General features: G+C 65.7%; 7 protein-coding genes. 3 read left to right on the top strand and 4 right to left on the bottom strand.

Annotated elements, in window-relative coordinates; all coding sequences use genetic code 11:
- Positions 1-59: 59 nt before the first annotated feature.
- Complete coding sequence (locus tag U858_RS0118125) at positions 60-8,039, bottom strand: autotransporter outer membrane beta-barrel domain-containing protein (RefSeq protein WP_025138568.1); 7,980 nt, start codon at positions 8,037-8,039, stop codon at positions 60-62.
- A gap of 306 nt (positions 8,040-8,345) precedes the next feature.
- On the opposite strand from U858_RS0118125, the gene U858_RS0118120 reads away from it, so the two are divergent.
- The 3 genes from U858_RS0118120 (at position 8,346) to U858_RS34310 (ending at position 10,234) form a co-directional block, all read left to right on the top strand.
- Positions 8,346-8,675, top strand: coding sequence for a hypothetical protein (locus tag U858_RS0118120; RefSeq protein WP_157838820.1), 330 nt, complete (start codon positions 8,346-8,348; stop codon positions 8,673-8,675).
- Between the two features lie 219 nt (positions 8,676-8,894).
- Entirely contained in the window at positions 8,895-9,530 is a 636-nt protein-coding gene (locus U858_RS0118115; protein ID WP_025138566.1) for a response regulator transcription factor, read from the top strand.
- A gap of 14 nt (positions 9,531-9,544) precedes the next feature.
- Complete coding sequence (locus U858_RS34310; RefSeq protein WP_157838819.1) at positions 9,545-10,234, top strand: Hpt domain-containing protein; 690 nt, start codon at positions 9,545-9,547, stop codon at positions 10,232-10,234.
- Here U858_RS34310 and U858_RS0118105 read toward each other — a convergent pair.
- From U858_RS0118105 to U858_RS0118095, 3 genes are all read right to left on the bottom strand, one after another.
- On the bottom strand, positions 10,231-10,611 hold the full coding sequence (locus tag U858_RS0118105) for a hypothetical protein (RefSeq protein ID WP_157838818.1): 381 nt from the start codon (positions 10,609-10,611) through the stop codon (positions 10,231-10,233). The genes U858_RS34310 and U858_RS0118105 overlap by 4 nt on opposite strands.
- 158 nt (positions 10,612-10,769) lie before the next feature.
- Complete coding sequence (locus U858_RS0118100) at positions 10,770-12,845, bottom strand: ATP-binding cassette domain-containing protein (protein ID WP_081821643.1); 2,076 nt, start codon at positions 12,843-12,845, stop codon at positions 10,770-10,772.
- Between the two features lie 55 nt (positions 12,846-12,900).
- Complete coding sequence (locus U858_RS0118095) at positions 12,901-15,783, bottom strand: calcium-binding protein (RefSeq protein ID WP_157838817.1); 2,883 nt, start codon at positions 15,781-15,783, stop codon at positions 12,901-12,903.
- Positions 15,784-15,832: the final 49 nt, after the last annotated feature.

The raw sequence follows: 15,832 nt of genomic DNA, 5'->3' as shown, positions 1-15,832 counted from the left end.
AAAAAAGGACCGGCACAAAGCCGGTCCCTGTCCTGGCCGCCCTGGCGGGCGCGGCGGTCTTACCAGGCGTATTTCACGCCGATCTGGCCGCTGGCATCCTGGTAATTGCGGGCACCGGTTTCCAGCCCCAGGCTGCCGGACAACGTCAGCGACTTGGTGACATTGCCTTGCAGGCCGGCCTTCAGCTCCACCCGGTTGGCCGGCAGTTGCTCGCGCACCGCCTGGCCATCGAAGCGCACCGTCTGCGAGGCGGGGCCGCGCAACCAATTGAGTTCGGCGAACGGCAGCATCTGCGCCACGCCCTGGGCGTTGTCGATGCGTCCTTGCAGGCGCACGCCAACCCGGGTGGTGACGCTGGTCTGCGACGGATCGCTGACGCGCGTGCCGGTCTTTTCCAGGTGATCCCCCGCCTGGTAGCGGGTGACGATCGCCTGGGCCTGCGGCTGCAACGCAAGCTGACGCGTGCCGTTGTCGTAGAGCTTGAACGAGTAGCCCGCTTCGACCGACGCCGAGCTGGCGCGCGAACGGTAGTGTTCCTTGGCCAGGCCCTGCCCGTCGACGGTGTTGTCGTAGCGGCCCAGCATCATCCAGGTGTCCACGTACGGGCCGGTCAGGATATCGGCATTGCCGAACCACGTGCCATAGACCCCGACGTTGTAGCCTTCGACCTTGCCGCTGGCGCTCAGCCCATTGCTGCGAGCCCGGCTGCTGTTGGTGCCGTAAGACGCCATGGCGCCCACACGCATCGACCCTTCCTTGCCCACCGAGAAGCGCAACAGGTCGCTGCCGCCGTGGATCAGGTAGCTGGTGGACGTGTCCTTGATGGTGCCGGCGCCATCGCGGCTGTCCTGGCCACGCACCATGCGCACCCAACCGGCGCGTTCGGGCTTGCCGTCGGCGCCCGGGGCGTAGCCGATACGGTCGCGCAGCGAGTGCTGCTGCTGCGTGGACGCGGCCAGCTTGTTGTTCAGGTAGGCACCCACTTCGGGGCGGTAGTTGGCCTTGACGTCGGGTTGCGGAGCGGGTGTAACCGGATCCACGACCGGGCCCGGGTCCACGATCTGGCCCGGGACCAGGGGAACCACCGTGATCAAGGGCGGCAGGGTCGAGACGTGCGACACCAGGTACCAGTCGTCCGCGGTTCCACCCTGGCCGCCGCGGGCCAGGCGATAGTCATAGGCACCGGCTGCGATCAAGCCCACGCCCTGGCGGTAGCCGTCCGAGCGCGCATCCAGGTGGAAGGCGTTGGCGTCAGTCGTGCCGCCATTGACGGTTTCCACCAGGCGGATGCCTTCTGTGGTCATGGCGCCGCTACCTCCCCCATGGCGGATGACCAGCCCGGTATCGCCCGAAGCACTGCCGCCGTCCACCACCAGCTTGTCGGCCGCCGAGGTGTCGCCGCCCTTGAAGACGGCCATCACGATCGAACCGCCCTGCCCCACGTAGTTGCCCACCACGCGCACCGTATTGCCCACCACGCCGCCGGCTGCATACAAGGTGCCGCTGTTGGTCAGGCCATTGGCCAGCGTCAGCGTACCCGGCGTGGCCGACCGGCGGTTGTCCAGGGCATTGAATACGCCCAGCGAGCCAGCGTTGACCACGTCGCCGCTGACGGTGCCGTCGCCGATCAGCGCTGCACCAGCGGCCACCGTGACCGTGCCGGCGCCCGCGCCGCCCAGGGTCACCCCAGGCTGTGCCGGCCCGCCGAACACCAGGGTGCCCGCTTCGATCGAGGTCTTGCCCGTGTAAGCCAGGTTGCTGCCGACCGTGACCGTGCCACCGCCGCGCTTGGCCAGATTGCCGGTGCCGGAAACGGCGTTGTCCAGCGTCCAGGCGCCCGCGCCATCCAGAATCAGCGTGCCGGCGTTGGCGATGCTGGCCGTGCCCAGGTTGGCCGCCTGGGTGGCGGTCAGCGTGGTGCCGGTGTCGGTGGCAAAGCTACCCGAGAAGCCGCTGTTGTTGGCCGCGAGGGTGACGTTGGCCGCGTCGGTGAGCTTGACACTGCCGGCGCCGCTCAAGGCATTGCCCAGGGCGCCGTTTACGCCTTTCAGTTGCAACGTGCCGGCGTTGGCGATGCCGCCGCTGCCCAGGCCCGCGCCGCTGTTCAGCACCGCGGACGCACCGCTGTCGATGGTGGTGCGGGCGGACAGGCCTGTGTTGGCGCCCAACACGGTCAGCGTGCCGCCCGTCAGATTCAAGGCGCCCGCGCCCGCCAGTCGGCCAGCGGACGAACCGCCGTTGGCGATGGTCAGCACCCCGTCGTGCAGGTCAAGCAACGAGTCCGCCAGGCCTGCCAGGGTGCCGATGGCTTGCGTCTTGCCGTTCATGTCCACTGCGGCATTGGCGGCGATGCGCAACGCGCTGGTCTGGCCCAGTGCGCCGCTGGCGTCCAGCCGCAAGGTGCCGCTGGCCACGCCGGTTTCACCTTGGTAGGTGCTGTCCGCATTGGACAGCGACAGCACGCCGGTGCGGGCATCGATGGACACGCCCCCCGACCCCGACAACTTGGCCGACAGGTCGGCATCGGCACCCGTGGCGCCGGTGTCTTGGGCCAGCGTCAGCGTCTTGCCGGATTGCAGCGCCAGCGCCGTCAAGCCGTAGTTGATGTACAGGCCATCGCCCGGCGCCGTGGTCAGGCGGAAGTCGTAGGTGCCCTTGGCGACGACATCACCGCCTTGGGTGAAGTCCATTTCTCGGGCCGACGTGATGGCCGTGCCATTCTGGTCCTGCAGCGCGACCGCGCCGGCCGAGCCCAGCACCGCGCCGGCATTGACCAGTTTGAGGCTGGTGTTGGCATCGTCCTGCGCCAGCAGGTTCAGGCCGTTGGGGGTGTTGGGAGGACTGAGCACCAGGCTATCCGGTACCGTGACGCGCACCGCGCCGGCGCCGCTGGCATCCAGCGTGGTGACGTTGATGCTGCCCGATGCGGTGGCCTGGCCGGGCAACGTGGCGTTGAAGATCAGCGTGCCGCCGTCAAAGGTCAAGCCACTGATCGACTGCGTGCCGTTGCCCACCGATGTGACGCTGTTGGCCCCCATTTTCAACGTGGCGTGCGACAACGCCGCCGTATTGACGCCGGCCAGGGCAAAAGTGCCGCGGTCCATCGCCAGCGTGCCGGTAAAGGCGGTACCCGCGCTGCTGGCGAAATCGAAGGCGTGGCTGCCGCCGGTATCGACCTGAACCACGCCCGTCCCGGTCAGTACGTTGCCCAGGGTAAAGGCGGATGCCGTGACTGGCTTGATGGCCAGCGTGGTGTCCTTGCCGTCCAGGAAGATGGCCGCGCCCTGGGCCGGCTTGCCGATCAATGCAGTCTGCAGTGTCAGCGTCGACACATTGCGCAGGGAAACCTCATCGAACGCGCGAATAGCCTGGCTATCGCTGAGGGTATAGCTGGCATTGTCGAACACCGCGAGGGCGTAGCCAGTACCGCCGTACAGCGAGGTGAACTGGTTGCCCGCGCCCCGTATCGTGACGGTGTCGCTGCCCCCCGACCCCAGGAAGGACCCGATGCTTGAGCCGTTCGTGAGCGTCAAGGAATTGGTACCGCTTGCGCCGGTAAACCGGACTTCGCCAGTGATCGTGCCGCCGTCTTCGCTGAATGCGTTGTTGCCCAGGCCTGCCACCACATCGCCATCGATCGTGCCGTTGTTGTTCAGGATATTGCTGCCCGCCCCCAAGTCGACCAGTCCGGCGATACGACCCAGATTGACCAGCGTAGTGGACTGGTCGTCGAACGCCAGCGCCGTCCCCGCCCCATTGGGGGCCACGATGGAACCGGTAGCGGTGTTGAGAAAGTCATTGACCTTGTTGGTCGCGACGGTAGCCGCCACCGTGCTGGTCGAGGTCAGCCGGCCGCCGTTGACGACGGAGGTGACGCCATTGCCCAGCACCAGGGCCGAGCCGCCCGCCGCGTTATGGATGTCGACATTGACGGCGGTGTTGACCGTACCCGTGGTATTGGCCACGATCCCGCGCCCGCCTGCGCCGGTGACCTTGATGGTCAAGTCTTGCGAGTCGGAGAGGTCCAGGCTGCTGCCGATCTGGCTGCCGTCGGCCGCCTGGAAGGCGATGCCGGCGCCCGCGCCGGCCACGTTGATGGTGCCGCTATTTTCCTTGTTGATGGTGGCGCCCGTGCGCAGACCAATACCGTCGGTGACGTCGATGGTGGTATTGAGCAGCTGGATGCCGGCAATTTCGCCGGCGTTTTCAATGCCATTGCCACGGGCGCCAGCGGCGTTCACCACCAGATGCGCCCCGCGCACGTTCAGCGCGGTGGCGCCCGAATTGATCAGCACGGCGTGGGCGTCGCCACGGCCTTCGACCGTGCCCAAGCCGGAACCGAGCAGGTCCAGGCTGGCGCCCGAGCCCAGTTCAACGGCGGCGCGGCCATCCAGGGCCAGCACCTGGCCACCTTGATTATCGACGACGGCGCCCGCACCCTCGACATAAATGGCAGCGCCATTGGCGTGGATGTTGCCGGTATTACGGAATTCGCTGCCCAGCACGCGGATCGCCTGGGAGTCGGCACCGGAAAAGCGCAGATTGCCATTGTTGACCAGCACGCCCAGATTCTGGGTAATGAAACCCACGGCGCCCGTCTGCGTGGAATTGAGGGTGGCGCCGTTGGTCAGGGTAGCGCCCGTGTTGGAGGCCAGCACCGTCGTGCCATCCAGCGCGTACAGGTTGCCATCCACCAGTCCAGCGGTGGCGCCGGCTCGGGTCAGGTTCATTATCGTGCCATCGGCGACGGTGGCCTGCGCTCCGCCCGAGACATACAGGCCCTGGGCCCCCGCACCGCTCAGGTTGAATCGGCTACCGCTGGCCACGTTCACCGTCGTGCCCGCGCCGGTGGCATAGATGCTCTTGGCGTTTTCGCCACTGGCCGCGACCTGGATCTGGCCACTAAGCGAAGCGCCGTCGTCCAGGCGGTACAAGATGGCGTTCTTCGCCGAGGCATCGAACACGTTGCCGGCCGGCACGTTGGTGTTGATCGATGCGCCCGCACCGACCAGCCGGAACAGGATCTGGCCGGTAGCCCCCGCCGCGAAGCTGGGCGTGGCCGACCCGGACAAGTTGACCGTGGCGCCGTTCAGGGCCTCGACGCCGATCGCGCCGTTGCCATTGAGCTGGATGCTGCCACCGGTCATGTTGACGGTGGTGCTGGCGCCGCTGGCGCTGATGCCCACGGACCGGTTGGACACGTCGCCACCATTCAAGACCAGGTTGCCCGACGTATTGACGTTGGTGGCCAGCAGCCCGCTGGAATCGCGCGCGCGGATGCCGGTACCGCCGGCGCCAACCGTAATGGTGCCGCTATTGCCGCCGCGCGCGCCCGCCTCGACCAACAGGCCGGTGGCGCCGCTGCCGGTAAAGACAATGTCGCCGAAGTTCATGAGCTCGCCCCCGTTGCGGGCGATGTAGCCGGTGACCCCGCTGAGGTCGGAATTCAGCATCGCGCCGCTGACCAGGATGGTGCCCGTGCCAAAGCCACTGGCCCCGGCATCGACCATGCCGTTGGTGAGCACCCCGCCCACGGCATCGCCCACGGCGATGCCGGACAGGTCGTACTTCTGCCCATCAGCGATGCCGGCGATGGCGCCCGTGGCGGACGGATCGTTCATGTTGATGACTGCCGTGCTGGCGATCTTGCCTTGCGCCCCGCCCTCGATGCGCACACCGGTGGCCCCCACGCCTGCCAGGTCGATGGTCATGCCGCCCGAGTTGAACGCCGACACATCGGTGCCCGTGACCCCGGTCATCAGCATGGCCACGGAATTCTTGCCCGAGGCGATCAGCGTGGACGTCGCGCCGGCCGCGCCGGTGAAGTCCGCACCGTCTGCCACGCGGAACAGCGTGGAGCCTTCGGTCGAGACGTTCTGCGCACTGCTGCTGTTGTTTGTGATTTTCGACCCGGGGCCGAAGGCAAAGTAGCCGATCTGATTGGTGCCGCCCGTGAAGTTCACCACGCCCGAGCCCGCCACGCCGACACTGCCACTGTTGCGCGCATGCACGCCGATGGCGCCATCGCCAGACAGGTTCACCACGCCGGACAGGGTCGCTTTACTGTTGGCCCCTTCTGACCAGATCGCATAGTTGCGCAACCCCGAGGCGTCATCGACCCCGGCCACCACGTTGATGGTGCCGCTGGAACTGGCCCGGCCACCCCATAAGGCCTGGACGCCGACGTTGTTGATGCCCCGCAGATTGATGATGCCGGCATTGTCCACCACGCCCGACTGCGACGTGCTTTGCATGCCGGAGTTGACCAGGGGCGCGTCGCTATAGTGCCCGTAGACTTCGATGGTGCCCGAATTGATGACGTTGACCCCCGAACCGGTGGCCAGCATGCCTATCCCGGCCTGGACTTTGTCACCGATCACGATGGTTCCTTCGTTGCGGACCAAGGTATTGCCGGATGAGGCCTGGATGCCCACCGCGCCGCGGGCAAGCTTCACATCGGCACCACCTCGGTCGACGGGTGCGGCAGTCACGTTGGAGGACGCCGCCCGGCCCAGGTAAATCACCCCGTCGGCGCTATTGGTAAAGCTGGCAATGCCAGTACCGCCACCAACCACCACGCCTGTGGGCCGACCGTTACTGGTGCCCGGGCGCGTGCCGACGTTGAACGTGCCGTGGTTGACGGCCTCTGCCCCGGCGCTGACGCTCAGCGCAAAGCTGTTGACGGTGCTGAATTGATCCCAGCTCCACTGGGCAAGGTTCACGACGCCGTTGTTCACATACGTGGTGCCGACCCCGGCCACGGTGTCCGTTCGGATTTCGGCATTGCGGCCGGACTGATCGCCCAGATTCCGCACGCCGTTGTTGATGAGGTGCCCGCCCGAGTCGGCCGCCATGCCGGTGACGAGGCGAATGCTCGTGACGATACCGTCGTTGATGATCGTGCCGCCATTGCTGGCTTTCAGCAGCGTGCCGCCGCCGGCGTCAAAGGCATTGGCCAAAACGCCGGTGGCCGTCACGTGCCCGGTCGCGTTGGCGCCATCGGCCAGCATTCCTACCTGGGTGCCAGCGGGCTGAAGCATGGGATTGGTTGGATCGACCGGACCGGCTGAGGGGGTTGCCTGGTAGCTGATGGTGCTATTGGTGTAGGCGCGCCCCAGGGCGTTGTCATAGGCGGCCTGCGCCGCCGCGCCGACGCCCAGCTTTCCGGCCTGAAGCTGGCCAATCAGCCACGTGTTGTACGCCCTGAGTTGGTTGAGATTGCCGACGGTGTGGGTATATTTCTGGCCATCGGCCAACTGAACCTCGAACGTACCGTTGAAGGTCGACGACGTGATGTTCAGGGTGTAGGGATCCAGTTGGTTAGGCGCAACGGTTTGTTCCCTGCTGGCAAACGTGACGGTATTGTTGGAATTCCAGTTCGCCACGCCGTCTGTCACGCTGATGTAGACGGTGTTCTTGACCGTATCGTTCCCGATCGAGCCCGTTGCGTTCATGTTGAAGGTGCCGCCTCCAGACACCTCGGCCAGCGAAGCGCCGATGAACATATCAACGGAACCGGGCGTTGACGCGCCGCCGAAGATGGTCATGGTGTTCGGCACCGCACCGGACGAAATCGCCGCGTCTGAATAGGTATTGACGACAACACTGCTCTGGGTAACGGGATCGACCACGATCTGGCCGGAATTTTTTGAACCAAAGCGGATCGTAATCAGCGAATCCGGATCGACCGGACCGGTCAAGTAACCCAATCGATAGGCCTCGCCCGCCCGTACTGGCCGGCTGGGAGGACCCGCGTTCGGCGAGAATTTGACTTCGCCATCCAGCGATGCCGTGCCCCCATTGACGGCAATGGTTTGCCCGCCATTGTTGGCGGTGTCGGGGGTGTACTCGGTTACCTGGCCAAACGCCAGCCCCGGCCCACAAGCCAATGCCAGCACCCCGCCGGCATGGGCAATGGCCCGGGAGCGCCGGGAGGCACGCCGCACGCCGCTGCGTTTGCCGCGGGTGCGGGTGCACTCAGACACCACGACCCAGGCTTGGGACGCGGCACTCCAGATGATGCGGTAGGCGATGTTCATGGCGGAAAGGCCTCTAATGAATCTTGATGGGCCCATGATGCAATTGCGCAAGTGCGCCAAGGTGTCGCTATTTCCGACAGTACTGAGGAAATTTCCTCTCGTTCAGCCCAGCCTCTTCGGACTCGGGTTGTGTAGGAATTTTCCACATGCTGACCCGTCCATTTCCTACACGGCCTGCACTGCAATTAGGGCATTCTGGCCTAAGCCATGCCCCGCTCAATCTCACCCTTAACTTCCGATGACCCGCCATACCAAGGCAACGATGGTCAAGACGAAGCGCCCGGCATCACGACCAGGCCCCCGGCCATGCTGCCTTCCTCGGTCTATGCGTTGCCGATGGCTATCCGGCTTAGCCTCGCCGCTGGCGATCGCAGCGCATTGCATGCCTGGCGTTGCCACCAAGGCCTGTCAGCGCGGGAAGTGGCAGAGCAAGGCCAACTGAACCCCCGCACGCTGCACGCCATCGACAGCGGTTTTGTCGCGCTGTGCGAATGGACCGTGACGCCCATTGCTCGGGCGATGTGTATTGGCGATGACCAATTGCTGATGGCTCAACGATTGGCCGATGAGGTTGCCGGCACGGCCACCCAAGACGGTCTGCCCGCTGCCCCGTGGACCTCCGGCCGGCCTCAGTGACCCGAGTCCGCTTCCCGGGCGCATCTCTGACGGGCAGCAATCTCGCGATGCCCCAGCCTTTGCCCGCGTAGCGGCCCGACGACTCGGCGGCCGCGCAGCCACTGGCGAGCCAGAAGGCGGCTCAAGCCATAGCGAATCCATACTGGCGGAGCCCAGTCCATAAAAGGATGAGATGCGCTATTCTCCCCCTATTACTTAGTACTGAAAGGAACGTCTTCCTTGACTACCGTTCTCATTGTTGACGACCACCCAGTACTGCGCCTGGTCCTGAAGACCCATTTGGCCCAGATAATGGGCGTCACCCAGATCCTCGAGGCCGACAACGGCCAGTCCGCCATCCAGGCCGTACGGGACTCCCGCCCTGGCCTGGTCATCCTGGACATCGACATTCCCCGCATCAACGGGCTGGACGCCATCCCCCGCATTCGCGCGATCGACCCCAGGGTGGGCATACTTGTCATCACCGGGCAGGACCAATCCGTGTTCGCACCGCGGGTGAAAGAAGCGGGCGCCAATGGCTATGTGAGCAAATCGCAGGATTTGTCCGAAATCGTCCGCTGCGTCGAGGCGGTGCTGGCCGGCTATATCGTGTTCCCCAGCGCCAACGTGCTGCCAAGCGCGCCGCGCGCCGAAAGCCCGAACAACTATGTGGAACGGCTGGACCGCCTGTCCGACAAGCAGGTCATCATCATGCAGATGCTGGCGCGGGGCATGTCGAACAAACAGATCGGCGAGGCCCTTTTCACCAGCAATAAAACCGTCAGCACCCACAAGACCCGCATCCTGGCCAAGCTTGAATTGCGCACCCTGGTCGAGCTGGTCGATTTTGCCCGTCAATGTCATCTCGCACCGTAAGTGGCCCGTCGCCTTTGAGCCGAGCCCTGGTGCTCGGCCCCGCCGGCGACCTGCGCCGGCAACTGGCCGCCCAGCTTTCCCATCTGGGCCTGGACGTCATCAGCCTGCAGCAGTTGGCGCGCAAGGACCTGGCACGGGTCAGCGGCGCCGGCATCGTGGTGTTTTTTCAGACCGACGTGGCGCAACCTCCTGATGCGCAGCAACTGCGCGACTACGGCCTGGCCCGTGCAGTGCCCTTGACGGTGGGTATGCCGGGCGACCCGTCGGCGCGGACAAGCGATGCGTTGACCGCGCCGGTACACGACACCGATCTGCTCGATGCGCTGGCGGCTGCGGGCTACCAGGTGCCCGCCCATGAAGAACTGCTGCGCTTGTCCGATACCCTCTTGCGGCTGGTCGCCGGCAACACTGCCGTCACGGCCGAACTCGTCACCAGCTTGCTTGCCACCGGCGAGTCCGACCTTGCCGACTATCAGCGCGAATGCGCGGACTACAACTGGATCAACGCCGGGTCGCGGGCGCACCGGCTGGGCGGCACAGCCCGCATGAGCGGATGCCATACGCTCATTGCACTGTGCGCGCGGGCCGAAGCCTTGTGCAGGCAAGGCGATGCCGCCGGCATCCGGGTGCTGAATGCGCTGCTGGTGCCAGGCGTGCAGCGGCTGTGTGCCATGCTACGGATTCTGGCGGACCGCAACGGCTAGCGCCGCGTGATATTGCCGCCCAGGACGGCCGCCAGCATGACGTTCACACCCGCCACGTCCGTGTTGCGGATGTCGGCGACGCCATGGGCGCCCATTTGTTCGGCCAGGTATTCGAAGTTGGCGGGCTCGGCCTGTTTCTGCACCAGGATCTTGGCTTGGGGAAACACGGCGCGCAGGCGGGCGACCTCGGCCAGGCATTTGGTGGCATTGCGCACGATATCGAGCACCACGATCTCGGGCGCTGGCGGCACCAAGGTACGCAAAGCCTTGTGCAGATGGCGCAATTCCACGCAGGTCAACGGATCGAAATGGGCGGCGAATCGGTGCGCGCAATCGGCATGCGCCGCCGGGGTATCTGTAATGATCAACGCTTTCAAAGCTTGCTTCCTTCGGCGGCCGCCTGTGCCTTTATCCGCGGCTTCCAATGCCGCAGAGCTGCGGTATTCTGCGCCGTCGGTGAATTGGTCCTAGGTTGGAAATTTCTCCAAACTGGATCGGAAATTTCCGCTAAACAGGGCGGCCGCCTGGCACCGGGTCAGGCGGCGCCCTGCGCCAGAAGCCGCTCGAATTGCGGCACCGTGCCATCGAACCGGATCTGCCCCTGGTTGACGTAGATGACACGGTCCACCAGTGCCAGCAGATTGGCCTTGTCGGTCGCCAGCAGCAGCGTGGCGCCTTGGGCCCGCTTGGCTTGCAGAATGGCGATCAACCGTTGTTCGGCCTGCGGATCCATGCATTCGGAGGGCGTATCCAACGCGTAGAGGGCTCGCCGGCTGAGCAACAGTCGCGCCAACGCCAACCGTTCGAGCGTGCGCCGACCCAATGCCGGCAGCGAGGCGCAGGGCGTGGCGAGTCCCTGGGGCCAGCGCGCCACGACCGGCGCCAAACCCGCGTGCTGCACGGCCGCCGCCAGGTCGTCAGGGCTGTGCCCGCCTTCCAGGGCCAGGTATTCGCGCGGCGTGGCGCCGATCAGCTCGGCGCTTTGCCAGCCGTAATGGATTTCCTCACGCAAGGCCCGGGCGGGGTCTGTGGCCAGTGCGCAGCCATCCCATTGGACACTGCCCTGAGTGGGCGTCAAGATGCCGAGCAACAGCTTGAGCAGCGTGGTCTTGCCCCCCGCCGCCGGCCCGACGATGGCGATACGCTCGCCGCGGCGGATATCCAGCGATACGTCCTTGAGCGCCAGCGGTGCGTCGTTGCCATAACGCAAGGACACGTCGCGCAGACTCCAGCCCGTGTCGGCATGGGCCATGCCAGCGGACGGTGGCGCCGCATCGACCGCGACACCGAGCGTGTCGTTCACCTGGCGCAGGCAGACCGTCATCTGGCGCAAACTGGGCAGCGCCGTCATCAGCGAACTCAGGGGCTGCAGCATGCGGCCCGACAACAGGATGACCGCGAAGATGCCGGCCGGCTGCATGTGGTGGGTCAGGACCAGGTAATACGCCAGGACCACGATCAACAGCGTCTGGCCATTGCCCAGCAGGGTCAACACCGCGCCACAACGCGATTGCAGCGCGTAGCGGCGCTGTTCGCGCTGGCGCAGGGATTCGGTGGCGACCAGGTACTCGGACGCCAGCATGGATTCCGCGTTGGCGGCCCGGTACAGCGCGTAGCGGTCGGCCGTAAGGGAGAACGCGGTGCCGTCGTCCTGCCCCATCGCGTTCAGTTGGCGGTCGTAGCGCCACACCGCCCAGGCGCCGATGGTCATGATGGCGGCGGGCGCCACCACCAGCAGGCCACCGAGCCAGGCGATGATGGCCAGATAGAGCACAGCAAAACCCAGGTCTAGCACCGAACTGCCGACCAGGGTCCAGTACAGCGAGCGCAACCGGGACAAGGCCGCCAGGCCGCGTACGGCGCCATGCCCCCATTCCAGGGCCTGCGACAAGGGGGCGCGACTGATCCAGTGCGTCAGCTGTGGCAGGCAGGTGGTCTGGAATTCATCGGCCAATCGCATCAGGGCGCGGCTGCGCTCGTTGCGCAGCAGGTATTCCAACCCCAGGCACAGCGCCGCGCCCAGCGACAGCACCCACAGCGACATGTCGGCCTGCGCCGGCAGCACCCGGTCGTAGATGGCGTTCATGTATAGCGGGATGACCAGGGCAAAAGCATTGATGACGAGGGTGGCCAGCCCGATTTCCCTGAGCAACCGGGTGTCCGACAAGGCGGCCTGGCGAAACTCGCGCCAGCCCAGTTTGGCGAACGTCTGGCTGGGCACGACGCGGTAGAGCACCCCGCCTTGGGGGGCCGCGGCCTGCCGCGTACCCCCCATGCGCCAACCGTTGCCGCTATGGGTGGCCGCCTGGGCAAGATCGTCCTTGATCCAGAGATAGGTGCCGGGCACCAGGGCGGCATCCGTCGCCGCCGCGGCCCCCACCGCCACGCAGTCGACGCGCAGGTGCCTGGCGGCGGCGTCGAACCAGGGTTGCAGCGCCGCCTGGCCCGCCAACAGCCGGGCCTGGCGGCGCCATTGCCACTGCGCGGCCGGGCCAAGCAAGTGCTCGGCCGCGTCGAGCAAGGCGACGTCAAGACCGACAGGGGCCAACGAGGCCGGCCGAGAGACGGCGGGGCCGACGAGGGGCGCCGGGGCGAAACTGAGAGTATCCATGTGAAATGCCTTGATGGGGACGTGACGGGCGGCGGCGGTGATCAACAGGCGCTGGCTAGTGCGACACCACGACGGTCTGCCCGCCCTGCGACCAGGTCTGGTGATCGGCGGTGTTTTCCGTCATGGTCCAGCCGGTCTGGGAAACACTGAAGGTGTCGTGGGCGTCCAGCCGGACGGTCAACGACGTGTTGCCGGCGCCCGCCATCAGCTCGTTGAGGTTGATGGCGACGTTGTCGGCCTTGCCGTCCGAGAAGTCGATGGCCGAGATGTGCGAGATGCGCACGCTGGCGTCCAGGCTGAAACGGCCGCCGTCGCCTTGCTTGACCATGACGTCGTTGCCTGCCGCGCCGCCGTCGATCTGGTAGCGCCCCAGGTCGCCCTGGTTCGAGAAGATGAAGCGGTCGTTGGCGGCCGAGCCGACGATCTTGCCGATCTGGACCAACGTATCGAACGCCCCGAAGCCGTCCTGCACCTGCCCCGAGGACAGGTTGGCCTCGATGCCCTGGGGCGACGTGTAGTAGCTGGCGGTGGTCAGGCCATCGGCGCCGCCGATAAGGATGTCGTTGCCGCCGTTGCCTACCAGCACGTCGGCGCCGCCGCCGCCGATCAGGGTATTGCTGTCATTGCTGCCGATGATCGTGTCGGCATGCGCCGTGCCCGTGATATTGCGGGCGCCCGTCAGCCGGTCGGTGCCGTTTTCAAATTTGTTCACGGACTGCGCGGCGCTGCTGATGTTGGCGATGATGCCGCGATCCAGCAGCGAATAGTCCACGGTGTTGTTGCCGCTACCCAGGTTCAGGGTGTCGTTGCCCTTGCTGCCGTAGATGTAGTTGTTGCCGCTGGTCTCGGTGATGACGTTGTTGTTGTCGTTGCCCCAGATCGTGTCGTTAAAACCTGTGGTGCCGGTGACGTTGTTGACGTTGACCAGCCGGTCCTGGGAGCCGTAGCCGTCGTTCAGCGCCATGCCGATACCGGACGAAACCCCTGTATTTCCGCCACCGCCCAGGTCCAGCACGATGCCCTGGGTAGCGCCCCAGCCATAGTAGGCGGTGCCGCCGGTGATCGTGTCGTTGCCCTTGCCGCCGAACAGCAGGGTGCTGGCGTTGGTTGCCGTCAATGTGTCGTCGAAGGCGCTGCCCCAGACGCCCTCGATTCTCTGCAGGGTGTCGGTGTACGCGCCATGCGTGACCGTGCCATTGCCGACGTTGTCCAGGATTGCCGTGACGCCGCCGGCGCTCGTGGCGTACATGGCGTAGTCGGACGTGCCGCTTGATCCGTCCAGCGTGTTGTTGCCGCCCCGGCCTTCGTAATAGTTGGCGTTGCGGCCGCCCTTCAAGTAATTGTCGACATTGGAGCCCGCCAGATAGTTCACGGCAGCCGTGAATGACCCGTAGACGTTTTCGATGCTTGTCAATGTATCGGCACTGAATCCCAGGCCATTATTGCGGTTGAACTGCAGCGTGCCGTTCACATGGCCGATGGTCAGCCCCGAGGCTTGCCCGCTCAGCAGATCCACATAAAGGGCCTGGGATATCCCGGTGTAATCCACCAGGTCGTTGCCGTTGCCACCGTCCAGGGTGCTGGCGCCTGGCGAACCCTTGAAGGTGTCGTCGCCATCGCCGCCGCGCAACGTGGAACCTGCCACGGCAAAGAAAGTGTCGTTGCCGCCCGTGCCGATGACCTCGGTGAAGTTGGAGACGCGGTCGACGCCGCCCCCTCCTTTTTGCACCATGCCGCTGGGCAGGTTGGCCGTTATCGCGGCCGTCAGCCGGGAGTAGTCCAGCGTATTGCGGCCCGCGCCGCCATCCAGCGTGTCGGAGCCGCCACTACCGATGATCGTATCGTTGCCATCGCCGCCGTCCAGAATGTTGTCGCCGGCGTCGCCTTCAAGCGTGTCGTTGAAACGCGAACCGATCAGGCCTTCGATGCCTTCGTAGGTATCGGTACCGCCTGAACCGTTGCGTCCGTCCTGGGTCTTGCCTTCGGCCAGGCTGGCCGCCACGCCGCGGGTATCGGTGGACTGGCTGTAGTCGACTCGGTCGTAACCGGCGCCACCGGACAGCAGGTTCTGGCCCGCGCCGGAGACGAAGGTATCGTTGCCCTCGCCGCCATACAGCTTGGCGTCCGCGCTGCCTGCGATCAGGATGTCGTCAAAACGCGTGCCGATGAGGCTCTCGATGTCGACCAGCGTATGCAAGGTGTTGCCGCCCTGGGTGGTGGTGCCCGTGAGCAGGTCGCCGACGATACCGGCTTCGAAACCGCTGTAGTCCACCGTGTCCGTGCCTGCGCCACCGTCATACAGGCCGGTGGCCATCGAGGCCACGATCCGGTCGTTGCCGGCGCCGGCGTGGATTTCCACGGTCGTGTATCCCGCGTGGATCGTATCGTCGCCGCTGCCGGTGGTGATCAGCGTCGTGCCTTGCGCGGAGGCCAGCGCGAAGGTGCCGTCGGCGCGTTGGATTTCGTAGGGGGTATCCATGACGACGAAGCTCGCCTGGTGTTCACGCGAGGTACCGTCGGCGGTCTCGTATTTGAAGGTCAATGCCAACGAGTCCTGGCGGCCCTTGGGGTACAGCAGCAGGACGTCGCCGGGATTGAGCCCGTATGCCCTGCCCTCGTCCGTGCCGTATTCCACAACCCGGTAGCCGATGGGCAGGCCGCGCAATACGTGCACCACTCCGACTGCGTCGAGCAGGTGCAGGACGCGCGTCATGGTGTCGGCAGAAAGCCGGGCGGGATCGTCGGCATAGACGGTCCAGCCTTCGGTTTCCGCACTCAGGTCGATGGTCTTGACGCCGTATTGCATGGTCAATGCGGGATCCACCTGCGCGCCTTGGGTCGCGGCACCGCCACGGTAGACATGCGCATCGGCGTCGATATGGGCGTCCAGCTGGAGCAGGTGCAGGTCCTTGTCCAGCGGCAAAATGCCCGGATCCACTGGCGGATTGGGCTTGACCGGAGGCGGCGGCGGCGGAGGAGGCGGCGGG

The organism is Achromobacter sp. DH1f (assembly GCF_000633435.1).
GTDB lineage: Bacteria > Pseudomonadota > Gammaproteobacteria > Burkholderiales > Burkholderiaceae_B > Achromobacter > Achromobacter deleyi.
The sequence above is the reverse complement of the archived record's forward strand: the minus strand, read 5'-3'. Positions and strand labels throughout refer to the sequence as shown.

Excerpts from the sequence above, each read along its gene's own strand:
- U858_RS0118125 (WP_025138568.1), bottom strand. The coding sequence starts at position 8,039 with ATGAACATCGCCTACCGCATCATCTGGAGTGCCGCGTCCCAAGCCTGG.
- U858_RS0118120 (WP_157838820.1), top strand. The coding sequence starts at position 8,346 with ATGCTGCCTTCCTCGGTCTATGCGTTGCCGATGGCTATCCGGCTTAGC.
- U858_RS0118100 (WP_081821643.1), bottom strand. The coding sequence starts at position 12,845 with ATGGATACTCTCAGTTTCGCCCCGGCGCCCCTCGTCGGCCCCGCCGTC.